The sequence below is a fragment of the Planotetraspora sp. GP83 genome (assembly GCF_041262585.1).
GTDB lineage: Bacteria > Actinomycetota > Actinomycetes > Streptosporangiales > Streptosporangiaceae > JAOEGB01.
Map to the genome: position 1 here is coordinate 48734 of NZ_JBGCBZ010000026.1, position 17899 is coordinate 66632.

Here is a 17899-nt window from a genome sequence, read left to right on the forward strand (position 1 = left end):
GTTCAACGACATGGCTCTGGCCTTCAAATGTCGGCCTTGGTAACGAAATCCGTACTCACAGTAGTCGGATCTCGGCAGTCTGGACGTGAAATTCCGAGACCGGGAGAACGTCGATGACCGAGGCAATCGAGGCCCGAACGCTGGTGGCCGAATATCGCTACACGCCGGACCGGCTCGTTCCCGTCCTGGGTGAGAAGTGGCTGCCGCGTGACACGAAATGCGTTGCCTCCGCCCGGCGGTTCGTGCGCGATGTGGCCATCGATTGGGACGCGGCCGAAGACGTTCCGGAAGTCGCCGAACTCCTGGCGTCGGAACTCATCACCAACGCACTCACGCACGGGTCAGTCGGTGTCCCCGCGACGAGCACGATTCGTGTCACGGTCAGCAGGGAGAAGGAACTACTCGTCGTGGACGTCCACGACCCCAGCAGCAAGCTTCCACGGCTACGCCAGGCCGGCCAACTCGACCTCCGTGGCCGGGGACTCGCCATCGTGCAGACGTTCTCTCACCACTGGGGCTGGGCGCTCACCCCGTACGGCAAGTCCGTGTGGTTCCAACTCCTCGCCTGGCCAACGACCTCCGGCGGAGGGCCAGCGCATGGTCTGGATTCCTGAGGTCTCTTCCCGCATCGATCATGACGATAGTGCTGTCATCCGCGCGAAATAACAGCACTATTGTCATGGTCAATTTCGCTCGTGCCCCCCAGTGCGGCCGTTGAGAGTTCGAGGCCGTCTCTTGACTTTCGGAATCGCAGGCGCCTGGTGCTCCAGTGCCTGCCGCGGCGCGGCCTTGCTCCAACGTACGGCTTCCTGGGAATCGGCCCTCCGGCCTGCAATGCTTCTCGATGCGACGGGGGCGGGCCATTGGGGGAGAGGTCATGGAAAGGGGCATTGACGCGGCTTTCGAGCGGTTCGCCAGTCGTCGTGCGCTTCTCAATGCTTTCTCTGACCTGGCCGTCCTCGCGGCCACGAGTCAGGCGGGACCGGCGATCTTCGCTCGGCGTCGCCTGACCGGCTACCCGTTCACGCTGGGGGTGGCGTCCGGCGATCCGGGACCCGATGGCGCGGTGCTGTGGACGCGGCTGGTCCCCGAGCCGCTTGGAGAAGCTCCCCTTTCCGGCCCGGTGAACGTGGACTGGCAGGTGGCGACCGACTCCGCGTTCAGCCAGGTCGCCCGGGAGGGCACCGCCACCGCCTTCCCGGAGCTGGCCCACTCCGTTCACGCCGAGGTCGTGGGCCTTGAGGCGGACAAGGAGTACTTCTACCGATTCCGGGCGGCAGGGGAGATCAGCGCTACCGGCAGGTTCCGTACCGTGCCAGATCGAGCCGCCCAGGCGCTGACGTTCGCGTTCGTGTCCTGCCAGAAGCGCACCGCCAGTGGGAGATACTCCTCCTACCTCGGATTGATCGACGAGGGCGTCAACCTGGTCGTACATCTTGGCGACTACATTTACGAGAACCGGGACATCCGCGGGCTCGCCGACTACCGGGCCCTGTACGCGCTCTACAAAAGCTCCCCTGACCTGCAGGCCGCCCACGCCGCCTGTCCCTTCGTAGTGACCTTCGACGATCACGAGGTGGAGAACAACTACGCCGGCTACCACTCTTCGAACCCAGCCGACACGATGGCCCTGCGCCGGCGACGGGCGGCCGCGTACCGGGCCTGGTACGAGCACATGCCGGTGCCCGCGACCGCCCTGCCGTACGGATCGAAGACGCGGGTGCATCGCCGGATCGGATTCGGCGATCTGGCGGCCTTTCACGTGCTGGACACCCGCCAGTACCGCGACGCGCCGCCCTGCGCGCCGGGGATGGAGCCCTCGATCGACAGCGGCCTCGCCGTTCCCCTGTGCACGGGCCGGGAGGATCCCGATCGTCACATCCTCGGCGCGGACCAGGAGCAGTGGCTCCGGCGCTCGCTCACCGGCTCCACGGCGAGATGGAACGTGCTGGCCAACAGCGTGATGATGGCCGACTTCTCCACCGGCGGCCCGGTGAGCCCGCGCCTGTCCGGCGACACATGGGCCGCCTATCCGGCGGCTCGCGGCCGCCTTCTGCGCTTTCTGCGGGACAACCGCGTCAGCAATCCCGTCGTCATCACCGGCGACGCGCATGCCAACTTCGTGAACGATCTCCGGCTCGGGCCGGGGGACATCGTGGCTCCGGAGTTCGTCGGCACATCGATCAGTTCTCCGGCCAAGGGCCAACTGCTCACCGAAGAGCAGCTCGGCGCCAACCCCCACTGTCGCTACTACAGCGGTGACTGGCGGGGATATATCCGATGCGACCTGACGCACGGTCGCGCGACCATGACGCTGCGGGTCGTCGTCGACCCGGCCTCACCCGCCGCCCAGCCCGTGACCCAAGCGGTCTTCGAGGTGCTCGACGGTGACCATTACGCCGAGCGCCTGGACTGATCTCAGCACCCGCGCTCTCATTGAGTGGGCCGCCGCATCCGGGTGCATGCCGCACCCCGGGTGCAGGGCCTCCGCCGCGAAGCGGACCACCATCGACGAGCCTCGTGAAAGGTGGAACAGATGCACACAGAATCCGTCGAACTGGGGTCGCCCGCGTCAGCGGGAGCCATCCCGGACTATCCGATGGCACGGACGGCCCACTGCCCCTTCGACCCGCCCCCGCGACTGCGAGAGGTACAGTCCGAGACGGCGATCAGCAAGGTCCGGTTGTGGGACGGCAGCACCCCCTGGCTGGTCACTCGCTACGCCGACCAGCGCGCCCTGCTCGCCGATCCGCGGATCAGCGCCGACATCACACTGGCGGGCTACCCGCACCCTAGCGCGGGCCTCGCCGTGCGGACGGGGCAGACGCGAAGCTTCGTCGGCATGGACGACCCCGAGCACGCCCGGCTGCGCCGTATGGTGACAGCCCTGTTCACCGTCAAGCGGGCCGAGACGCTGCGGCCGGCGATCCAGCGGATCGTGGACGGCCTGATCGACGGCATGCTGTCCGGCCCGAAGCCGGTCGACCTCGTCGAGGCGTTCGCCCTGCCTGTGCCGTCGCAGGTGATCTGCGAACTGCTCGGCGTGCCGTACGCCGACCACGACTTCTTCCAGGAGAACAGCAGGATCATCGTCAGCCGTGACCAGGCGCCGGAAAGGAGCGCGGCGGCCCAGAGCGAGCTGATCGGCTACCTTGACCGCCTGGTCGCCGCGAAGCTCGCCAACCCCGCCCAGGACCTGCTGTCGAAGCTGGCCGTCGAGCAGGTCGCGATCGGGAACCTGTCCCAGCGCGAAGCGGCGGCCATGGGCATGCTGTTACTCGTCGCAGGCCATGAGACCACCGCGAACATGATCGCGCTCGGCACGCTGGCGCTCCTGGAGCACCCCGGCCAGCTCGCCGCGCTGCGCGACGGTGACGACCCCGTGCTCATCGCCGGTGCGGTCGAGGAGCTGCTGCGCTATCTGACCATCCTCCAGTCGGGACGGCGCAGGGTCGCCCTTGCGGACATCGACCTCCACGGCCAGGTCATTCACGCGGGGGACGGGGTCATCTTCCCCTCCGACGCGGGCAACCGGGACGAGGAGGTGTTCACCGATCCCGACCGGTTGGACGTCCACCGCGACGCGCGCGGGCACCTGGCCTTCGGCTTCGGGGTGCACCAGTGCCTGGGGCAGGCGCTGGCCAGAGTCGAGCTTCAGGTCGCGTACGGCACGCTCTTCCGGCGCGTCCCTGGCCTGCGGCTCGCCGTCGGCCTCGACCAGGTGCCGTTCAAGCACGACGGGCTGGTCTACGGCGTGTACGAGCTCCCCGTGACCTGGTGATCACAACTCTGGCCGTGATCATCAGCTCGGCCAGCGGCGGGTTCGCCGGTGCGATCATCCTGTACGAGCCCCTGCGCGCGCTGCGGCACCGTGGCCTGCTCACGATGTCGCTGACCGCGCTCTGCTACAGGCGTTCTTCACCGTCCTCGGCTACGCGCCGTTCCCGATGGGCCTCGACGCCATCCAGCTCGGCCTCGTCTTCACCGGCTGGGGCGTGCTGGTCGCGATCTTCGCCGTTTTCGGGGCCCCGTGGCTGCAGAGGCGTTTCGGCATCGCCCGCACGCTGTACGCCAATCTTGCTCTGTTCGCCGTCACCGTGCTGGTCATCGCGATCTGGACGACGCACCCGGCCGTGCTGATCGCCGCCGTCGTCGTGGCGGGCATCTTCATCGGCGTGAACAACACGGTCACCACGCAGGCCGTCATGACCGTCTCTTCGGTCGAGCGCCCGATCGCCTCGGCCGCCTACGGGTTCGTCCGCTTCATCGGTGGCGGCCTGGCCCCCTTCGTCGCCGGCAAGCTGGTGGAGTACACCAACCTGCACGTCCCCTTCTACATCGGAGCCGGGGTGCTCGTCCTCGGCATCCTCATCCTCTCCACCGCGCACAAGCATCTCGTCCACGCCGAGCGCGTACCTTCAGCAGTTGACCCCAATGACGTGCCCGCCGTCGGGCACGTGCTCCTCGGATCCGTTGAACACGGCGGAGTGGGACGGATGATGGCCGAGCACGCCAACCAGATCGGGGCACGGGTCGTCGTGATCGGAGCTCCGGCCCATGGCGGGATCGCCGCCATGATGGACGCCAGCGCCAGCCACGAGCTGGAACGGCACGCACAGTGCCACATCCTCATCGTCAAGCCCACACTCGCGAGGACCGGCAGCGCGGCCGTCTGATCTCAGGGAAGACAGCCGACGTACGCGAGGGCCTGCTTGAGCAGGACGCCGTGCCCGCCGGTCATCTCCTGCTGAACCATGGGCGACGCCGCCTCCTCCGGAGTGAACCAGACGAGGTCGAGAGCGTCCTGCCGGGGACGGCAGTCGCCCGCTACCGGCACCACATAGGCCAAGGACACCGCGTGCTGCCGAGGATCGTGGTACGGCGTGACGCCCTGTGTGGGGAAGTACTCGGCGATGGTGAACGGCTGGGGAGAGGGCGGGACGCGAGGAAGCGCCGTTGGGCCGAGGTCCTTCTCCAGGTGGCGCATGAGCGCGTCACGGACACGCTCGTGGTGCAGCACCCGGCCGGAGACGAGGGCGCGGCTGACCGTCCCGTCCGATCCGATGCGCAGCAGCAGGCCGACATGCGTGACCACTCCCGCCTCGTCGACTCTCACCGGCACGGCGTCGACGTAGAGGATCGGCATCCGCGCGCGGGTCAGTTCGAGCTCTTCGGGACTCAGCCAACCGGGCGTGGTTTCGGTCATTTCGGTCATTGGCCGATCGTACTTCCCTGCCCGCTCACCTTGCGAGATTGCCGGCCATCGCGGGTCAGGGCGTTTACATCGACCGTCTCGGCGATCTGATAGAGCGGCTTCAAAGACTGGCGGCGGACGCCAGAAATTCGCCACGAAATTCCTCAGATTTATCATCCAGGAAGTGATCCGTCATCACGAGATGGCCGCGCGAAAGCCCTGAAGCCAGGTGTCCCCGCAAGTGTCCCGGACCGCTGCCGGTGGACGCCGTACGTGTCGGACGCCAAGGGGCTGGCCATCGGCGTGTTCGAGACCCGGGCCGTCGCCTATCTGCAGTGATCGCCATGGCGTGACCGGCGCGTGGCCGTGCTGGGAGCGGCACGACCACGCGCGATCGGAAACGTCAATCCGCGAGCGCCCCGTGGCTGTGCGCGGAGCCGGTCGCGGCGGTGCGGGCTGTCGCCGTGGTCCGGGTGTCCGGCCCGGGCAGGTCACGGCTGTACGCGTAGGCCACCGCGGCGGTGGCGATGGCCCCGGTGTTGAGTGCGAGGGCCTTGTCGTTGATGTTCGAGATCGAGTCGCATGCCTGGTGGTAGCACGAGTCGTAGGCCTGGCCGGCCGTACCGCCGAACAGCGCCTGCTCCTGCGGCGTCTTGATGCCCTCGGCTCCGGTGAACAGGCCGCCCGCGGGGATTCCGGCGGCGATGAACGGCCCGTAGTCCGAGCGTCCGTCGAAGTCGGTGCCCACGTGGCCCTGCCGTACGGTGTCGAAGTACTTTTCGAAGAGCTTTTCGATCTCGTCCGAGCCCGCCGGGCCCGCCGGGGCGCCCGTGGCGTCGGAGTCGTCCCCGTCGTAGATCTTCAGCGCGTAGTTGGGGGAGGCGACCATGTCGAAGTTCAGGTACAGCTTGATCTTGGCCTGCTCCTCCGGCGACAGGTTGGCGACGTAGTGCTCCGAGCCGAGCAGGCCCAACTCCTCGGCGCTCCAGAAGGAGAAGCGCAGCTTGTTCCGGGTGGGGAGCCCGCCGAGCTTCGACGCGATCTCCAAGATCGAGGCGCTGCCCGAGCCGTTGTCGTTGATGCCCGGCCCGGCGGGCACGCTGTCGAGATGGGCGCCGAGCTGGACGATCTTGTTCGGGTCTCCCCACTTCGAGTCGGCGATGATGTTGTGGGTCGTGCGGATCTCGCTGGTGGTGTCGGTCTTCACTCGGACGACCGTGCCCGCCGCGCCGGCCAGCTCCTGGCCGACCGCGAAGCTGGCCCCTACCACCGGGATCCTGACCGTCGGCTCGCCCAGAGTGCCCTGGAGAGTGTCGGTGCGGCCGGGCTGCCCCTCGTTGAGGATGATCGCCGCGGCCGCGCCCGCCGCCTGGGCGTTCTCCGCTTTGACCTGGAAGGTGCAGGTGCCGCGCTGGAGCAGGGCGATGTTGCCCGGCGTGAACGAGGCGAAGTCGGCGGGCTCGCACCCGGAGTTGGAGCTGCTCGGCGCGGGGCCGGGCGGCAGCACCAGGTCGACGTTCTGGACGGTGGCCGTGACATCGCCGGACCCCGAGTAGGTCATGGTGGCGAAGTCCCCGACGGCGCTGCCGTCGGGCGGGGTGGGGGCGTAGGTCTTGGGGGACGGGGAGATCCGCTGTAGGACGGCGGTGGAGTTCTCCCGGAAGTACGGGAACTCGAACGGCTGCACGGTCACCTTGTAGCCGGCCTTCTGTAATTGGCCCGCCACGTAGGCGCGTGAGGCGTCGAAGCCGGCGGTACCCGCGGCGCGGGTGCCGCCGTTGGCGTTGGCGATTTCCTGCAGCTTCTGGAGGTGCTTCTTGATGCCGGCCACGGCCACCGATCGCGCCACCTGTGCGGGGTCGGGGTCCGCGCTCGCGGGTGCGGTCAGCGCGAGGGGAAGCATGAGCGAGGCCGCCGCGGTGGCGACTCCCGCTCTCATGCCGAGGGTGATGCGCATTGGGCTCTCCTTCGGGTCCAATGACAGGGTTCCTCTGGTAGGCACTGATCGCGAAACTAACCGCTGCCGGGCCATCGGTGAAGGCCCTATATGTGGCCGGGGCCTAGCGGCGGTTGTCCTGGGTCCACATCGCGACGGCGAGGGCGACCCGGTCCTCGAAGCGCAGCGGGTTGCGGCCGGTCACCGCCTCGATCCGGGCGAGCCGGTGCCGGAGGGAGTTGACGTGCAGGAAAAGCGCCCGTGAGGTGGCTCCCACGGAGCCGTCGCAGTCGAGGAACACCCGCAGCGTGTCGACCAGCCGCGTGCCGGCCCGGCTCCTTCCCGACGAGAAGGCCGGAGAACGTGGCCAGATCTTCAGGACGGACGACCCCGCCGCGCCGCCGGGCCAGATCGAGCGCCGCCCGTCGGCTGCTCAGGGAGAGCAGGCGTCCGGTCTCCTGGCGGTCGTGTTCTTCGTCGCGGGCCGGGGCGAGCCGCTCGGCGAGCCATTCGGTGAAGCTGACGAACGGCACCTCCTGCGGCACCTCGAACTGCGGCAGCCCGAGCCGATCACAGGCGACGCGCAGCGCATCGGGAACCGCGGCGGTGACATCGCCCGTGCCGTACACGCTGCCCGCCCGGCGGCTGGTCACACCGGAGGAGGTCGCCCTGGATCCGCCTACCTGGCGCTGTTCCTGATGAGGATCAGCGTGACCACGGTGACGATCGCCACGGCCGCGAGCGTGACGGCGAGGATCTTGGCGGTGCTGTACGGCCGCCGCCCGATCACCTCGCCGGTGTGGGCGTTCACCATCACGTTCCAGCTCTTGCCGCCGTGGAGATAGCTCAGGAACCAGACGGGCAGCAGCACCAGCTTGAACGCCACGTCGGAGTAGCGGGTGCCGACCGAGTGGACCCGCTGCTCGTCTCCTCCGATGTCGTCGCGGCAGTCGGACTCGATGACCGGGGACATCTGTTCCTTGGCCAGATCGAGGCCGTCCTCCGGCTCGATGTCGTAGCGCACGGTCTGGAAACCCGCCAGATAATGCTCCTGGTACGGAATCACCTGGTCCAGTGGCCAGGGGGTGAGCTTCTCCAACTGCTCTGAGGCCACCCGGGTCGTACCGGCGACGAGCACGTCGTCGAAGGCGCGCGAAACCGTGCCGGAGGCATGCGACCAGCGGGTCCGCATGACCTGGCGGGTCTCCGTCCGGGTCTCGCCGTTCGTCGTGACGGTGTACTCCTCGGTCTCCCAGTAGTGGTCGCCCCGCTGGCCGGTGTAGTCAGAGATCGTGTCCGCGTCGTATGTCCAGTACGGCAGGTAGGTCCCCTTGAAGGTCTCGGCCTCGGTCACCTTCTTGAGGGTGGAAGGGGCGAACCAACGAGAGGACGTCCAGGTGCGCAGCGCGGCGCGGGCGCCGTTCCGGTCGAGGCCGAAGGGGACGATCGCTTCGGGCGTGATCCGCCCGGTGGCTCCCGCATCGGCCACCAGCGGCGTGGCGCAGAACTGGCACCGTTCGGACAGCGTGTCGCTTTCCGTACGCGCCTGGCAGCCTGGGCAGACGAACAGCCGCGCCGCGCCGGCCGGTTCCCGTGATTTGAGCGGCATCTGGGCCAGCTCGGCGTAGCCGTGCTCGCGCACTCGCCGCGCGGCGGGCGCGATGGGCTGTTCCCGCTTGCAGTACGGGCAGCGCATGGCACTGGTGCCCGGGGCGTATTCCAGGGTGGCCCCGCACGACTGGCACGGGTAGGAACGGGCGGTCGCTGCGGCGGTGGCGTCAGGGTCGGACAAGGCCGGTCCTCCGGAGGGAAAGGGGAGCGCGAGGCGGCCTCAGACCTGCGGGGGCAGGGGCGGCGGGGTGCCGGCCATCAGCTGGGTCAGCTCGGGCACCTGGCCGGCCGGGAGCCAGGCGGGCATGCCCGCCCGCCAGACCAGGGTGGCGCCGGTCAGCGCACCCCCGCCCACGAGGCCGGAGAGCGAAGTGAGGTCGTACGGCCCCTGCTGCCGGCCGTCCACCGCGACGTACCACTGCACCTGCGGTGGAAGCGGCGGCGGGCCGACCGCCGCGGCGACCGGATTGGCCGGGACCGCTTGCGGGGCCGTTTGAGGGGTTACCCCGGCAGCCAGGCGCTGCCCGACGGCCATTCCCAGGCCAAGACCGATGCCTTCGCCCGCGCCTCCGGGGTTGCGGGCCGCGTCAGCGATCGCGTTCGCGGTCTGGAACCGGGTGTACTGGTCGAGATCGCCCGCGATGCCGATCCGGGTGCGGGTGTCGATCGCCGCCTCGACCTCCGCGGGCAGGGAGATGTTCTCGATGACGAACGTCGGCACCGATACGCCGACCGGGGCCAGTTCTTCACTGACGACGGCCGCCAGCCGGACGCCCAGAGCGTCCTGCCGGCCCGCCAGGTCGAGCACGGGGACGTTCGCGGTGGCCAGCGCGTTCGCCAGCCGTCCGACGACCAGCTGCCGCAGGTATTCCCGCACCTCCTCGGTGCGGAACCGCGGGTCGGTCCCGGCCAGCTCCCGCAGGAGGGCGGCCGCGTCGGTGATCTGTACCGAGAGCGCGCCGAACGCCCGCAGCCGCACCATGCCGAATTCCGGGTCGCGTACGATGACCGGATTCTGGGTGCCCCACTTCAAATCAGTGAACTGGCGGGTGTTCACGAAGTAGACCTCCGCCTTGAACGGCGAGTGGAAGCCGTACTTCCAGCCTTTCGACGTGGCGAGCAGCGGGAGGTTCCTCGTTTCGAGGACGTAGGTGCCGGGGGTGAAAACGTCGGCGATGCGGCCCTCGTTGACGAAGACGGCCGTCTGCGATTCCCGGACCACCAGCCGGGCGCCCATCTTGATTTCGTTCTCGTAGCGCGGGAAACGCCAGACAATGGTGTCCCTGCTGTCGTCCGTCCACTCGACGATATCGACGAACTCACCGCGGATGCGGTCCATCAAGCCCACGTTTCCCCCGTCGTCACTTCGTAAATGCCGAGCGGCCCGTGCTCAGCGCCGCCGACGACCATAACAAGTGCCACAAACAACGACCAGACCCTGTTTCCGGCTCGCCATGACCAGGGTCGACGCGCTTGGTGATCGAGGCGCCGCCACTTAGGAGGACTTGACGGGGGTTGTAGTAGCGTGCACAGGTCCCGCCGTGTTCAGCCGGGCGGGCCAAGAAAGTGTGAGGCTGTGATGAGCCTTCTCGGGGTGCCGCTTCTCGTCGGGACGATCGTGCTGACGGTCGCGGTGACGGTCGCGTCCGTGTGGATCGGTGGCCGGCTGCGCGGGCCGGCGCTGTCGCAGGGGGTGCGGCGAGCGGCGCTGGTCCTCCTCTGCCAGGTATGCGCGGTGCTCACCGTCGCGGTCGTCGTCAACGACCAGTTCGAGTTCTACGCCACGTGGGACGACCTGGCCGGTTCCAGCACCGGTGACGCGGCAGACGCTCTCGTGCCGCTGACGTCACCCGGGCACGGGTTCCATGCCTCGACAAGCCAGAGATTCGTGCCGTTCGGCCAGGACGGAGTGCGGGTCGTCGACTACGACGGGCCGAGAACGCACATCAAGGCACCGGTTTACGTGTGGCTGCCGCCGCAGTACGGCCAGCCTGCTCACAGGCACGAGCTGTTCCCTGTGATCGAGTTGCTGCCCGGTTATCCCGGACCCGTCCACAACTGGTTCACCATGCTCAACATCACCGGGCTTCTCACTCAGGAGATGGCGAGGGGCACGACGCGGCCGGCCATCCTCGTCGCTCCCACGATGCAGCTGGCACCAGGTCTTGACACCGACTGCACCGACATCCCGGGCGGCCCCCGCGCGGAGACCTGGGCCGCCGAAGACGTCCGTGACATGGTGACCGCCAACTTCCGCGCTCGCAAGGACGGGGCGGGCTGGGCCGCGATGGGATATTCGGAGGGCGGTTTCTGCGCGGCCAAACTCGCCGTCCAGCATCCCGCGCAATTCGCGGCCGCCGTCAGCCTGTCCGGATACTTCACGCCGACCGCCCAGGCCGTAACACGATCGCCCGCTCTGTTGAAGGCCAACGATCTGCTCCAGGTGCTGGGGAAGCGCCATCCGCGGGTGTCGCTGCTGGTCATGGGCACCCGTCAGGACTCCGACACGGCACCGGACATCATGCGGCTGCGTCAGGTCGTTCGTGCCCCGACCCGGGTCTTCTCGTCCATCCTCCCCACCGGGGGCCACAACTACGGCATATGGAGCTCCATGCTGCCGGCGGCCCTCAAGTGGATCTCCAGTGAGCTGCACGACCCCCGTCGGCTCCATTAGTGACCTGTGGCAGAGGACGTGCTGTCGTTCAACGGACGTGACGTCGGCTCCCGTCGCTCACGGCGTGTCCAGGCGCGAATCGCGCGCCGGGCGCGGTTCCGGGCGCGAGCGACCCTCCTCTCCGTGATCGCAATCCTGGGCGTCCTGCTCGACCTCCCGTCCGCCGGAGTGACGCGGAGCGGCACGGCGGCCCAGGTGACGACCGTGGTGGGGCTGGGCGACTCGGTGCCGGCCGGGTCCGCGTGCGACTGCAGCAGCTACGTATCGCTGATCGGCGAGGCCCTCGCGGCGAAGCAGGGCATGGACGTCGTCAGCGACAACCTCGCCACCGCCGGGCTCACCACCCAGGGCCTGCTCGACCAGATCGAGGGCGACTCCGCGCGGGAGACCCTGCTCTCCGCCGACCTGACGATCATCACGATCGGGGCCAACGACTTCGACAGCGGCGCCATCGAGGACGACGACTGCGGGCCGAGCGCCGGCATGGCCTGCTACAAGGACGATCTGGTACGGCTACGCGTCAACATGGACGCCATCTTGGCCAAGGTGCGCTCACTGCAGACGCGGCCGGGAAGCCGGATCCTCGTGACCGGTTACTGGAACGTCTTCATGGACGGCGCCATGGGCAGGGCCGAAGGGGAGAGGTACGTCACCAACAGCGACAGTCTCACACGGGCGGTGAACGACACGCTCGCCGCGTCGGCCCAGGCCGCGGGCGCACGGTATGTCGATCTGTACACGCCGTTCAAGGAATACGGCGCGACCGGGGACGACACCACCCTCCTCGCCGCCGACGGCGACCATCCCGCCGCCACCGGCCACCAGTTGATCGCACGCCAGGTGCTCTCGGCCCTTCAGCGGTAGCCGTGCGCACGCCGCCGGCTCACTCGTTCGCGGCACCGGTTTTGTCATCCCCGTGCTCTAGTCTCCCGACCAATTGATCAAGTCTGGCTTATCTGGAGAGTGCGGACATGACCTATCTCGAGCTGTCCGAAGACGGCGGCGGGTCACACAAGTTCTACGAGACGACCGTGTCCGGGACACAGGTGACGATCACCTACGGGCGCATCGGCGAGGCCGGTCAGACCAAGGTCTCCACCTTCCCGACGGAGGAGAAAGCGCAGGCCGCGGCGGCCAAGAAGGTCGGTGAGAAGCTGCGCAAGGGGTACGCGCCGGCCGTACGCGGCGTACGGCAGCCAAGGGCGGTCACCCGCAGGACCATCGCCAGCACCCGCTCCACCGCCCAGCAGGCGCCTGTCCTGTGGCGCTTCAACAGCGGCGCCTCCGCGTTCGGCATCTTCGTGGACGAGGAGCGCTGCTGGGTCGGCAACCAGCGCGGCGACGTGTACACCGTCACCCACTCCGGCACGGTAACGGGCCGCTTCCGGCTGCCGGACGGCGTCAAGTGCATCGTGGCCGACGACTTCTGGATCTACGCGGGCTGCGACGACGGCAAGGTGTACGACCTGAGTGGCAAGGTGCCCAGGGCGGCCTATGAGATCGCCGCCGAGGTCGACATCTACTGGCTTGACATCCACGACGGAATTCTGGGCGTCTCCGACCGGGATGGGCGGATCACCACGATCGACTACGAGGACGAGTTCCAGTGGTCGCGCACGGGCCAGGGCAAGGCCGGCTGGATGGTCAGGTGCGACGAGGACGCGGTTTACCACGGCCACTCCGGCGGCGTCGCCCGATACGACGCCGCCGACGGCAGCCCCGTCTGGCAGACGCCGGTGGCGGATCAGGTGCTGTTCGGCTGGCAGGAGGAGCACGCGGTCTACGCCGGCACGGCCCGCCGCACGGTCCACCGCCTGTCCAAGAGCGATGGGGCCGTCGAGGCCGTCTACCAGTGTGACGGCCCCGTCTACTCCTGCGCGACCTCGCCCGAGGGGCGTTACGTCTTCGCCGGTGACAGCCACTCCTCTGTGTACTGCTTCGCCGCCTCGGGAGAGCGGCTGTGGAAGCTCGGCACGGGCTGCGGGTCGGCCTTCTCCATGCAGTTCCTTGACGACCGCCTGTACATCGTCACCACCGACGGCTCTCTGGCCTGCATCGACGCGAGCGAGACGGCCATCGCGGCTGCCCGGGAGGGCACCGTGCCGGAGCCCGTCGACGTGAAGGCGGCGGCGTCGCTGGCGGCGGTGGAGCCGTCCCTCGTGTTGGAGACGGTCACCCACGCCGGGGACGGCGTGGTCGTGGAGTGCGTGCGGGAAGGGGAGCGGCTGCGAGTCCGCGTCGTCAGCCCTGGTTACGAGTTGTGGAATGTGCAGTTCCCCAAGGAGATCCGGGAGGTGGGCGCGCGCTACCTCGTCGAGGGTGTGCACCCTTCGGGGCGAGGCGGCTTCTATCGCACCTTCGGTGAGATCAGAAGGCTGGTCTGAGAGCAGCGGTGGTGGCTCCCACGTCCCCGGGTGCTATCTGTTCATGCGGGGCGTGCTCGACCTCGGCGGTACGGTGGGACCTGTCGAAGCCGACTCGAGTGATCCAGCAGGGCTGTCGGTGACAGCCCTGCCGGAGTCGGCGCACACCGTGCACGTGCTGGTCGACGCTTCCCGTCCGACCGGTGGTATAGGTACCGATTCCGCACGGGCGAAACCTACAGCCGCGTCCGACGGATCCGGACGATGCCTCCTCCGGGGGCCAAGGCTGGCCGCTTAACCGGTGATGATTCCGGGGTCGCTCATGCTCGGCTTGCCGGTCTCGACGTGTCCGGCCACGCGTCGGAGGAACGTGGGGTCCTGGTCGGAGGTGACTTTCAGGTCATACCAGCCGTAGCTGTCGGTCAGGGTCGCGGAATGCGTCACGCTGGCGTGAGGCTGGAGCCGGTACGTCGCCGGGCCGGCGTTGCCGTACGCGTCCGTGACGGTGACTCCGCAGGAGGTGCCGCCGCGGTTGGTGAGCGTCAGCGTGACACCACTGAGGCCGGTGTCGTAGCGGACGCTGACCTCGGGATCCGCCGGGCGGGATCCCCCCGCGCCGGCCACATGGCCGCGGAACGTGCGCAGGAAGCCATTGGGTCCGAAGACCGACAGGTCGTACGCGCCCTGGCTCTGTCGCGATGGAGCCCAACTGTTAGAGAGGGTCTTGCCCGCTTCCACGGTGTATGTCCAGGGACCGCCCATGCCATTGCCGGAGGTCACGTAGAACGTCGCGCCGACCAGGCCTCGGCTGGCGAAGTCGATCGAAAGGGATCCGCCCACGGGATCGGTCCTGCCCTCCACGCCCAGGTCGTACGGCAGGGCCCGTGCGGGGCGAAGCCCGGCTTCCTGCTTGGGCAAGGCGGGGTTGGCGGGGGGCTTCGGCACGTAGTCGCTATGCCGCTGCCGGTCTGGCGGAGCGTAGCCCCTGGTGTCCGGAAGGGCCGTCAGGGTCGTGTCCGACTGCGCGAAGTCGAACGCCGCGGTGAGATCGCCGCACACAGCGCGCCGCCAAGGGGAGATGTTCGGCTCATGCACTCCGAATCTCCTTTCGACGAACTGGATGATCGAGGTGTGGTCCAACACCTGGGAGCACACCCAGCCCCCCTTGCTCCAGGGCGAGACAACGATCATCGGAACACGCTGGCCCAGGCCATACGGGCCGCCGACGTAGCCGCCGCCCGTCCTGTAGATCTCTCCGCTGACGTCCGCGGTCGACAGCCCCTGGGTGCGGGACCCCGGTGGGTAGGGAGGAACGACGTGGTCGAAGAATCCGTCGTTCTCGTCGTACGTGATGAGCAGGACGGTTTTGCTCCACACGTCAGGATTGGCCGTCAGCGCATCCAGCACCTGGGCGATGTACCAGGCGCCGTAGTTCGCCGGCCAGTTCGGGTGCTCCGTGTACGCCTCGGGCGCGGCGATCCAGGAGACCTGGGGTAGCCGGTTGTTGAGGACGTCGGCCTTGAGGATGTCGAAAAAGCCACCCCCGGCCTTGACGTTCGTTCCCGTGCGGGCCTTCTCGTAGAGCGGGTCGCCGGGCTGGGCGTTGCGGTACTTGTTGAAGTACAGCAGGGAGTTGTCGCCGTAGTTGCCGATGTAGGGGTCACCGGTCCAGCCCCAGGATCCGTTCGCGTCCAGACCGTTGCCGATGTCCTGGTAGACCTTCCACGAGACGCCGGCCTGCTCCAGCCGCTCGGGATAGGTGGTCCAGTCGTAGCCGAGCTCGTTGTTGCCGAGCACCGGACCGCCCCCGGTGCCGTCGTTGCCGGTGTAGCCGGTCCACATGTAGTAGCGGTTCGGGTCCGTGGACCCGATGAACGAGCAGTGGTAGGCATCACAAACGGTGAATGCGTCTGCAAGCGAGTAATGGAACGGAATATCGTCCCGCGTGAGATAGGCCATGCTCGTGGCGGTTTTGGCGGCGATCCACTGGTCGTACTTGCCGTTGTTCCAGGCCTTGTGGCCGCCGTTCCAGTCGTGGTTGAGGTCCTGCAGGAACTGCATGCCCAGGTTGTCGGCCTTGGGATGGAAAGGCAGGATGTCCCGCGTACCGGAGGACTGGTACCAGACCGGCTTCCCGCTGGGCAGCACGACGGGCCGCGGGTCCCCGAATCCACGTACACCTCGAAGAGTGCCGAAATAATGGTCGAAGGATCGATTTTCCTGCATCAGAACGATGATGTGCTCTACATCCTGCAGGGTTCCGGTCCGAGTGGCGGGCGCGATGGCGGCGGCGCGGGCGATGCTGTCCGGCAGCAGCGATAAGGCGGCGGTGCCGCCCGCGAGCTGCAGAAAACGTCGGCGATCAATCTTCGGCACGGCAGGCCCTTCTCCTATGACGGCGCATTGACGGTTGGCGAACCAATCGTCGGCAGGTGATCGCGAACGTTTCGCGACAGATGTGGAACGCCATTCGGAAGGCCGTCTGAACGCCTCGCCCGGCCCGATCCGTCTGCCTCGTCTCTGGCGCCCGGCCGTACGACCCGCGACACGCGGCCGCCGCTACATCTGGGGTTGAGCGCTCGGCACCCGACGTGTGACTTCGGTGGGTGACCAGTCGCGCTGGACGAACTGGTCCTGCACGGCTGGGACCTGGCCCGCGCGACCGGTCAGCCGTTCACGTGCAAGCCGGCCGACACGGCGGCCGCCCTCGCGTTCACCAGCGCGTCGGCGGGGTGGGCAAGACCACACCTGACCGCCGTCGGTGGTCGGGATGGAACAGCACAGAGGGCATCTGGTCCTCGACTTGGGCGGGCGTGCGCTGAGCGTAAGTCGCCCAGGGTCGGGAAATCAATACTTGACGAAGGAAATTATTAAGCCTAAGTTTCGGCCATGTTTCTCGCGACCGGAACGCCCGGAACGCTTACCGTGACCCCGGCGGCCACGGCGGTGTTCACCGCGGTGCTGACCGAAGGACCCCTGAGCCGGGTCAGCCTCGCGCGCCGGCTCGGGCTGTCCTCCGCGGCCGTCACCAAGGCCGCCCGTCCGCTCATCGAGACGGGCTACCTGCGGGAGCTCGCCGCGACGGAGCGGACCGGCCTGGGCGCCGGACGGCCGGCCAGCCCGCTGGCCGTACGCGCCGACCGCGAGTTCTTCGTCGGAGTGAAGATCACCGCGGACGAGCTGATCGGCGTGCTCTGCGATCTCCGCGCGGAGATACGGACCTCGGCTCATCGGCCGCTGGCCGCCCCTGACGTCGAGGCCGTCGTCACCGCGCTCGGTGAGCTCGTCGACGAGCTGCTGGACGGCCCCGGCGGCTACCGGGACCGCACCCGCCGGCTGGGGCTCGCCATTTCCGGAGACGTGGACCGCACCACCGGCCTTGTCCGATATTCGCCGTTCCTTCAGTGGCGCGACGTGCCGCTGATGGAACACGCGGTCAAGATCACCGGACTGACGGTAACGGTGGAGAACGACGTGAAGGCGCTGACCACCGCCGAGCACTGGTTCGGCGAGGGCGTGGGCGCTGAGTCGTTCGCCCTCGTCACGGTGGGCACCGGCATCGGCTGCGGCCTGGTCGTCAACGGCCAACTGGTCTCCGGATCGCACGGCGTGGCCGGCGAGATCGGCCACATCAGCATCGACGCCACCGGCCCCCGCTGCCACTGTGGTGGTCGAGGCTGCGTGGAGGCCATCGCCGGCTCCCACGCCATCGTCCGGCAGGCCCGGGACCGCTCTGGCCGGCCCGAGCTCACCATCGACGAAGCGATGGCCTTGGCACGCGGCGGCGACGAGCAAATCGGCGCTGTCTTCGCCCGGGGCGGCAACGCGATAGGTTCCGGCATCGCGGCGGTCGCGAACCTGGTCGGCCCGGCCCGGATCGTCGTCTCCGGCGAAGGACTCGCCGCCTACGACCTGTTCGAAACACACATCCGTGCGGGCTTCGAACGGCAGGCGTTCGGCGCCGCCGTCGACTGCCCGCTGTCCATCCGCCCGCTCCCCTTTGAAGAGTGGGCACGCGGAGCGGCCGCGGTGAGCATCCAGTCGCTCGTCGTTTCCTGACCCCACCGGCCTCGATCCGGCCATCGGCCGGCCTTATCGCAACAGGTACCACCCCGCCCCCT

General features: G+C 68.3%; 14 protein-coding genes. 8 read left to right on the top strand and 6 right to left on the bottom strand.

Annotated elements, in window-relative coordinates; all coding sequences use genetic code 11:
- Nucleotides 1-113 precede the first annotated feature (113 nt).
- The 4 genes from ABH927_RS28965 (at nt 114) to ABH927_RS28980 (ending at nt 4676) form a co-directional block, all read left to right on the top strand.
- A complete protein-coding gene (locus tag ABH927_RS28965) occupies nt 114-614 on the top strand; it encodes an ATP-binding protein (protein ID WP_370026751.1) in 501 nt (166 codons plus the stop codon).
- 263 nt (nt 615-877) lie between these two features.
- Nucleotides 878-2416: an alkaline phosphatase gene (locus tag ABH927_RS28970; protein WP_370026753.1), complete on the top strand. Its 1539-nt coding sequence runs from the start codon at nt 878-880 to the stop codon at nt 2414-2416.
- Nucleotides 2417-2536: 120 nt separating this feature from the next.
- Nucleotides 2537-3781 carry a cytochrome P450 gene (locus tag ABH927_RS28975; RefSeq protein WP_370026755.1) on the top strand — a complete coding sequence of 415 codons (1245 nt, stop codon included), beginning with the start codon at nt 2537-2539 and terminating at the stop codon, nt 3779-3781.
- A gap of 166 nt (nt 3782-3947) precedes the next feature.
- Nucleotides 3948-4676, top strand: a complete 729-nt coding sequence (locus tag ABH927_RS28980) for an MFS transporter (protein ID WP_370026756.1) — start codon at nt 3948-3950, stop codon at nt 4674-4676.
- Nucleotides 4677-4678: 2 nt separating this feature from the next.
- Here ABH927_RS28980 and ABH927_RS28985 read toward each other — a convergent pair whose 3' ends face one another.
- The 5 genes from ABH927_RS28985 to ABH927_RS29005 form a co-directional block, all read right to left on the bottom strand.
- The gene (locus ABH927_RS28985; RefSeq protein ID WP_370026758.1) at nt 4679-5215 is read right to left on the bottom strand and encodes an NUDIX hydrolase family protein; all 537 of its coding nucleotides are present in this window, start codon (nt 5213-5215) and stop codon (nt 4679-4681) included.
- Nucleotides 5216-5597: 382 nt separating this feature from the next.
- On the bottom strand, nt 5598-7151 hold the full coding sequence (locus ABH927_RS28990; RefSeq protein ID WP_370026759.1) for a M28 family metallopeptidase: 1554 nt from the start codon (nt 7149-7151) through the stop codon (nt 5598-5600).
- A 103-nt stretch (nt 7152-7254) separates the two neighbouring features.
- The gene (locus ABH927_RS28995) at nt 7255-7542 is read right to left on the bottom strand and encodes a PucR family transcriptional regulator (protein WP_370026816.1); all 288 of its coding nucleotides are present in this window, start codon (nt 7540-7542) and stop codon (nt 7255-7257) included.
- A gap of 267 nt (nt 7543-7809) precedes the next feature.
- Nucleotides 7810-8922, bottom strand: coding sequence for a hypothetical protein (locus tag ABH927_RS29000; RefSeq protein WP_370026761.1), 1113 nt, complete (start codon nt 8920-8922; stop codon nt 7810-7812).
- A gap of 39 nt (nt 8923-8961) precedes the next feature.
- Nucleotides 8962-10080: an SPFH domain-containing protein gene (locus tag ABH927_RS29005; protein WP_370026762.1), complete on the bottom strand. Its 1119-nt coding sequence runs from the start codon at nt 10078-10080 to the stop codon at nt 8962-8964.
- 240 nt (nt 10081-10320) lie between these two features.
- Between ABH927_RS29005 and ABH927_RS29010 the strand changes: the two genes are divergently transcribed.
- The 3 genes from ABH927_RS29010 (at nt 10321) to ABH927_RS29020 (ending at nt 13799) form a co-directional block, all read left to right on the top strand.
- A complete protein-coding gene (locus tag ABH927_RS29010) occupies nt 10321-11415 on the top strand; it encodes an alpha/beta hydrolase (RefSeq protein ID WP_370026764.1) in 1095 nt (364 codons plus the stop codon).
- Nucleotides 11416-11538: 123 nt separating this feature from the next.
- Nucleotides 11539-12279: an SGNH/GDSL hydrolase family protein gene (locus tag ABH927_RS29015; RefSeq protein WP_370026766.1), complete on the top strand. Its 741-nt coding sequence runs from the start codon at nt 11539-11541 to the stop codon at nt 12277-12279.
- A 107-nt stretch (nt 12280-12386) separates the two neighbouring features.
- Complete coding sequence (locus ABH927_RS29020) at nt 12387-13799, top strand: WGR domain-containing protein (RefSeq protein ID WP_370026768.1); 1413 nt, start codon at nt 12387-12389, stop codon at nt 13797-13799.
- Between the two features lie 273 nt (nt 13800-14072).
- Here ABH927_RS29020 and ABH927_RS29025 read toward each other — a convergent pair whose 3' ends face one another.
- On the bottom strand, nt 14073-16154 hold the full coding sequence (locus ABH927_RS29025) for a phosphocholine-specific phospholipase C (protein WP_370026770.1): 2082 nt from the start codon (nt 16152-16154) through the stop codon (nt 14073-14075).
- Between the two features lie 513 nt (nt 16155-16667).
- Here ABH927_RS29025 and ABH927_RS29030 point away from each other — a divergent pair.
- The gene (locus tag ABH927_RS29030) at nt 16668-17837 is read left to right on the top strand and encodes an ROK family protein (protein WP_370026771.1); all 1170 of its coding nucleotides are present in this window, start codon (nt 16668-16670) and stop codon (nt 17835-17837) included.
- The last annotated feature ends 62 nt before the right edge of the window (nt 17838-17899 follow it).